Raw genomic sequence first — 4,996 nt, forward strand, 5'->3', positions numbered from 1 at the left:
ACAATGGATAGTAGAACAAAGACAAGCCTAACTTTTTGTTTAGCTGAGCCCTTAAGCTAATTCAGCAATCGGCGGAGCGAACTCTTGACAAACCGAACTTGCCAATGGTTTAAAATGGAAACAACCAAGGGCTTATTTGGTATGCCTTCTTTTGTTCCCTTCGCCCTTGTTAAACAATCCTCAAACCATTGGCGTGTTTGTCAAGAGCGATTGCGGCGCATCTCCATCCAGTAAATAGGAGAGAAACTAACCCTTTAGGTAGTTTTCATAAATCTTTTGACACTACCTTTTCAATGATCCTGCATTGATCGCGCGGTAAAACCCCATTTCAAAAGTAGGAAGGAATTCTAGCCAGTTGGTCAACTGCCCGATTATGAGAACTCAGACTAGATATGCCAAGTCGGCGGCAAAGTTCCAAGAAGACCTGCATCATTCGGGACCCCCAAATAACCAACAACGGAAGAAAAGCCCTGCTTTTGGAAGTTTCACCTTATCCAAAAAGCTTAAAGATCCCGAATACTAACGTTAAAATGAGTGCTATTGTTAAACCGGCAAGAAGCGGGTCACCCATAGGAAAACCTCCCAAGAAGTTCGTTTCCTTATCTCTATTGTAGCCGCTTGCTTGTTTTATTTCATTGTGAGTGCTGATGAATTGAATCGTGCTTAACTTTATATCATTTGTGCATCTGCACAACTATTGAAGGTCCTTGGCTAATTTGGCCATGTAGAGCTCCATCAGGTCCCTTATATTTCTCGGATCTCTTCCGGTTAGTTCCGTAATTTTATCAAGCCGGTATCTAAGAGTATTTCGGTGAATAAACAATTGATCGGCTATTTTGTTAAGCTCTCCGCTTTCTTTTATGTACATTGCCAGTGTATGAGCCAATTCACCTTTTTTATCCTGTTCAAGCAGCCGCTCGTAAAAAGGCAGAGCTTTTGCTGTCTGTTCGGTTTGGGCCAGCTGTGACAATATCACCTCAAGCCGGAAATCCTCATAGCGGTAGAAATCAGCTTCTGGCTCAAGTATAGGGCCCAGCTGGAGGAGACGCAGCGCATTCTGAAAAGAAACTCTTACTTCTTTGATGTTATCCGCACTGCAGCCGCTTGCGATTATCCCTTTTCCGTTTGCCAAAGAAAAGAGCCTCTTGATGAATGCTGATTGTTCTGATTGTGATCCGGTTTTTAATATCACAATTTCGTGATTAAAAGTCGTGCCGATTAAATCCTGTTTCCCCAGTTCAAAATGGATGGCATAAATGAGTTTTTGATTCACCGTTTCTGCATAATCAGATGGCTGAAAAACAATGGCTGTTCTGCGCTGCTCAAGATCAACCCCCATAAAACCAGAGCGCTCTTTAACCCATGAATCATTGACCTGTCCGCCGGAAATAAGATGATTGACAATTTCACTTTGCAATCGCTGCTTCCATTGAACTCTTTCAAGCAAAAAGGACTGCTCTAAAACAAGCTCTGCCGCCATTTTAACAAGTTCTGCATAGTTGCGGATTTGATCCGGCTTCCCTGTTATGCCGACTACACCAACGATTTGGTTATTAAAGCGGATTGGCAGGTTGATTCCTGGCTTGGATCCTTTTAGCTTTGAGGCTTTTTTATCATCAATTTCAACACTTTCAGCATTTCTTAAGACAAGCAGTGCACCGTCATGAATTTGATTTAACCTTTCACGGTCACCTGATCCAATGATGATGCCATTCTCATCCATAACATTTATATTCTTATTAAGGATTTTCATTGTCCTTTCGACAATTTCCTGTGCCAGCTCTTGAGTTAAAAATTGCATAGGGTTGCCGCCTTCCTTTGTAACTACTTTCAAATGTACCATAGTGAATATGCACAATAAAGGCATTGAAAAACCGTGTGCATTGACACGGTTTCAGAAGTTATATATTAATGTAATGATTTCAGAGAATTCCACTTTTGTTCCCGGGCTTCTTCATGGACACGGTAACGGTCATCCAGTAATTCGGCAAGCAGCTGGTTTTTTTCTTCAAAAGACAGAGAAAGCTTTTTAATAAGCTCGCGGCATTGTGCCAGAAATGCGGTATACTCTGCCCAGCTTTCATTGAATTGCTCTTCCAGTTCTTTTTTTAGCTTTCGGGTAAGCTTCGGGCTGGCACCGTTTGAAGTAACAGCAACCTGAAGATGGCCGCGGCGGACAGTAGCTGGAAATGATACATTGCCCTCTCCTGATTCATCTACCACACAAACAAGCTGTGCGGGTTCAAGAGATTGGGCCAGCAACTGGTTGATTTCACGGTTATTGGTAGCCAGGATGCTTAAAAATGCATCCTTAAAATCTTCTAACTTTGCTTCACGCTGAACAAGCTTATATCCCTTTTGATTGGCAAGGCCAATGACATCTTTTGAAAAATCGGGTGCGATAAATGTGATATCTGCCTGTTCTGCGTCAAGGACTTTCGCTTTCCGGAATGCTATCCTGCCTCCGCCTGCAATTATTATTTTCTTCCCGGTTAAATCAATCACTAACGGCTGCACTAGCATTCTCCTTTCCGTTTGCTTTTTCTATCACTATTTTTTGAATAACCTCATGGCTTCCCAATGTGCCTGTCTGTATAATGGAGTGCCCCCATTTTATCTTCTTATTTACCTCTCTCTTAACCTCACTTAATAAAAGGCCGGCAAATAACAGATAAGGTATGACTATAACGCGTCCTGAAGCGTCACTGCAAATTGAATCCATTCCTTCCTTAAACGACGGAGACGCTGCCGCCAAATAGCTAACACGAACATCTTTAATCCCAAGGCGCTGGCTTATTCCGTTTACGATAGATTCAAAGGATTTCAGAATAGACGGATCACTGCTTCCTCTCCCTACAATCAGGATAGAATCATTTGAGCGAATCTGCTGAGCCTCTAACTTGACCATCTCCGAAATTGCGTTGAGAATTCGATCCTGTACACCAAAAGGATCAGCCATTATAACGTTAATATGGGGGTATTTGTACTTTAAAGGAGCAAGTGCTTCTGGAATGTCTTGCTTGATATGGCCTGCTGCAAGCAAAAATAGCGGCACAATCGAAATTTCTGTCGCCCCTTGCTCGACACAGCGCTTAAAGCCTTCTTCGATGTCTGGTTCAGTAAGTTCAAGGAAGCAAAGCTGCTGAATGGGGGCTTCAACCTTTCTCATCACTCGTTCGATAAAATGGCTGGCTTCAGCTGCACCTTGTTTCGAACGTGTGCCGTGGCCGATGTATAAGATTGCTTTCATTGAGCGGCTCCTTTCTTGGTTTTTAAAAACATTAGGAATCCTTTTTAGCTGGATATGATTTGTTCAGTTAATAGTGTAACGAAAAAATGATGATTCACGGTGCTATTTGTGTTTTTTGCATATCTATATGTCATCGGGCCAATAATCTTTGAGGATTACGCATCAGTGTTTGTTTGTGACGCATAAATATTTTTGTATGACGCAATTACTTGAATATGACGCAAAGCCCAGAGTTTTGGCGTAAATATTCCAGGTTTAGCGCATAAGAACTGGTGTATGACGCATTAACTTGAGCAATGCCGCATATTCCGAAGTTTCGGCTCAAATATTCCTAATTTGAGGCAATTACTTCACCTGACGGGCAAATCCCTTCGTGTTCGGTTCAATTGGATAATCGCATTTAAGTCTAAGTTTAATCCATATATTTGTTTCACGATGCACATGAAAACTTGCTCACAAATTTCTGCCGCGTCCTCACCTTCAATATCCTAAATCCCAAATTATTCTCTTAGCCATTCAACACAGGCAGATGTGGCGCAATCTCATCTTCAAACCAATTAATTTTATGATGCATTTTGACAACGTCCCCAATCACCATCATGCTTGGATTCGCGATTTTTGCTTCTTTCACTTTGTTTTCGATAGTAGCCAGGGTGCCGGTTACGGTCCTCTGTTCTGCCAGTGTTCCCCAGTGTACCAGGGCGATCGGTGTTTGGGGAGATTTTCCGTTGCTAATGAGATTCTTTACTATATTAGGCAAGTGGGATACGCCCATGTATATACATATCGTATCCACGGCATGTGCCAAGTGAGCCCATTTGTGCTCGGCTTCTTCATTGCCGGCTTGATGCCCAGTGACAAATGCAAAACTTTTGCTTAAGGTACGGTGTGTAACAGGAATACCAGCATAGGCTGAAGCAGCAATTCCTGCTGTAATGCCAGGAACGATTTCAAATGGGACATCATTTTTCGCACATTCTTCTGCTTCTTCCCCGCCTCTTCCAAATACAAAAGGATCTCCGCCTTTTAAGCGGCAAACCTGCAGCCCTTTTTTCGCATACTTGACCAGCAGGTGGTTGATGGTTTCCTGTTTCATGACGTGATGGTTAGGGAGTTTCCCGCAGTACACAAGCTGTGCGTCTTTTTTGGCAAACTCTAAAATTTCCCGATTGACGAGACGATCATATAAAACGACATCCGCTTCTTGAAGGCAGCGCATTCCCTTAACAGTCATTAATTCAGGATCACCTGGCCCAGCACCCACTAAATATACTTTTCCCGTCATCTTCATGACCGTCCTTTCTTTCCTGATATTATGTTTATATTCATAAATGATTATTTACTAAGCTATTATTCTAATTGATTTTTATAATACCATTTTTCTGAGTGAAATAGTAGGAATTATTTTAGAAAAGGAGCCTCTTTGAAGAAGAGACTCAGCTTGTTGAGAAAGGGGTATTTTTTCTCAACAAAGTTTTTCTTAAAAAGAAATATACCAAAGGAAGATTAGCTTTTCTGGTTTAAAAAANGATCGCCATGCACCTATCCTAGCTTTGCCAGGTGCATGGCGATCTTTTTCATATTCTGGCAAGCTGCGGTGAGAAGCACCTGCTCGCTTGCATTGTGTAGTCCCCGTAACCGGCAATAGCGAAGCCCATGCAGCTCTTTTGAGTCTGCGAAGCTTCGCTCCACTTTTTCTTTTCTGAATTTATATAGTATCTTTCCAGATTTGGAAAGCCGGTTTTG

Annotated in this window: 5 protein-coding genes; all 5 read right to left on the reverse strand. The window is 42.1% G+C overall.

The window, feature by feature from the left end:
* Positions 1-694: 694 nt before the first annotated feature.
* On the reverse strand, positions 695-1,801 hold the full coding sequence (locus tag L634_RS0128120; RefSeq protein WP_026585254.1) for a CdaR family transcriptional regulator: 1,107 nt from the start codon (positions 1,799-1,801) through the stop codon (positions 695-697).
* A 107-nt stretch (positions 1,802-1,908) separates the two neighbouring features.
* Positions 1,909-2,517 (reverse strand): precorrin-2 dehydrogenase/sirohydrochlorin ferrochelatase family protein, encoded by a 609-nt coding sequence (locus L634_RS0128125; RefSeq protein WP_026585255.1) that lies wholly within the window; start codon positions 2,515-2,517, stop codon positions 1,909-1,911.
* Positions 2,498-3,250, reverse strand: coding sequence for a sirohydrochlorin chelatase (locus tag L634_RS0128130; RefSeq protein WP_026585256.1), 753 nt, complete (start codon positions 3,248-3,250; stop codon positions 2,498-2,500). Before L634_RS0128130 ends, L634_RS0128125 begins: the two co-directional genes overlap by 20 nt.
* Before the next feature lie 508 nt (positions 3,251-3,758).
* Positions 3,759-4,535, reverse strand: coding sequence for a uroporphyrinogen-III C-methyltransferase (cobA, locus tag L634_RS0128135; RefSeq protein ID WP_026585257.1), 777 nt, complete (start codon positions 4,533-4,535; stop codon positions 3,759-3,761).
* Positions 4,536-4,792: 257 nt separating this feature from the next.
* Positions 4,793-4,996, reverse strand: a 204-nt coding sequence (locus L634_RS31985; protein ID WP_034263398.1) for a transposase, incomplete at its 5' end; no start/stop codon positions are given.

Origin of the sequence: Bacillus sp. J33, assembly GCF_000518885.1 — a bacterium.
GTDB lineage: Bacteria > Bacillota > Bacilli > Bacillales > Cytobacillaceae > Cytobacillus.

Coding starts and splice junctions, on each gene's coding strand:
- cobA (WP_026585257.1), bottom strand. CDS start 4,535: ATGACGGGAAAAGTATATTTAGTGGGTGCTGGGCCAGGTGATCCTGAA.
- L634_RS0128120 (WP_026585254.1), bottom strand. CDS start 1,801: ATGCAATTTTTAACTCAAGAGCTGGCACAGGAAATTGTCGAAAGGACA.
- L634_RS0128130 (WP_026585256.1), bottom strand. CDS start 3,250: ATGAAAGCAATCTTATACATCGGCCACGGCACACGTTCGAAACAAGGT.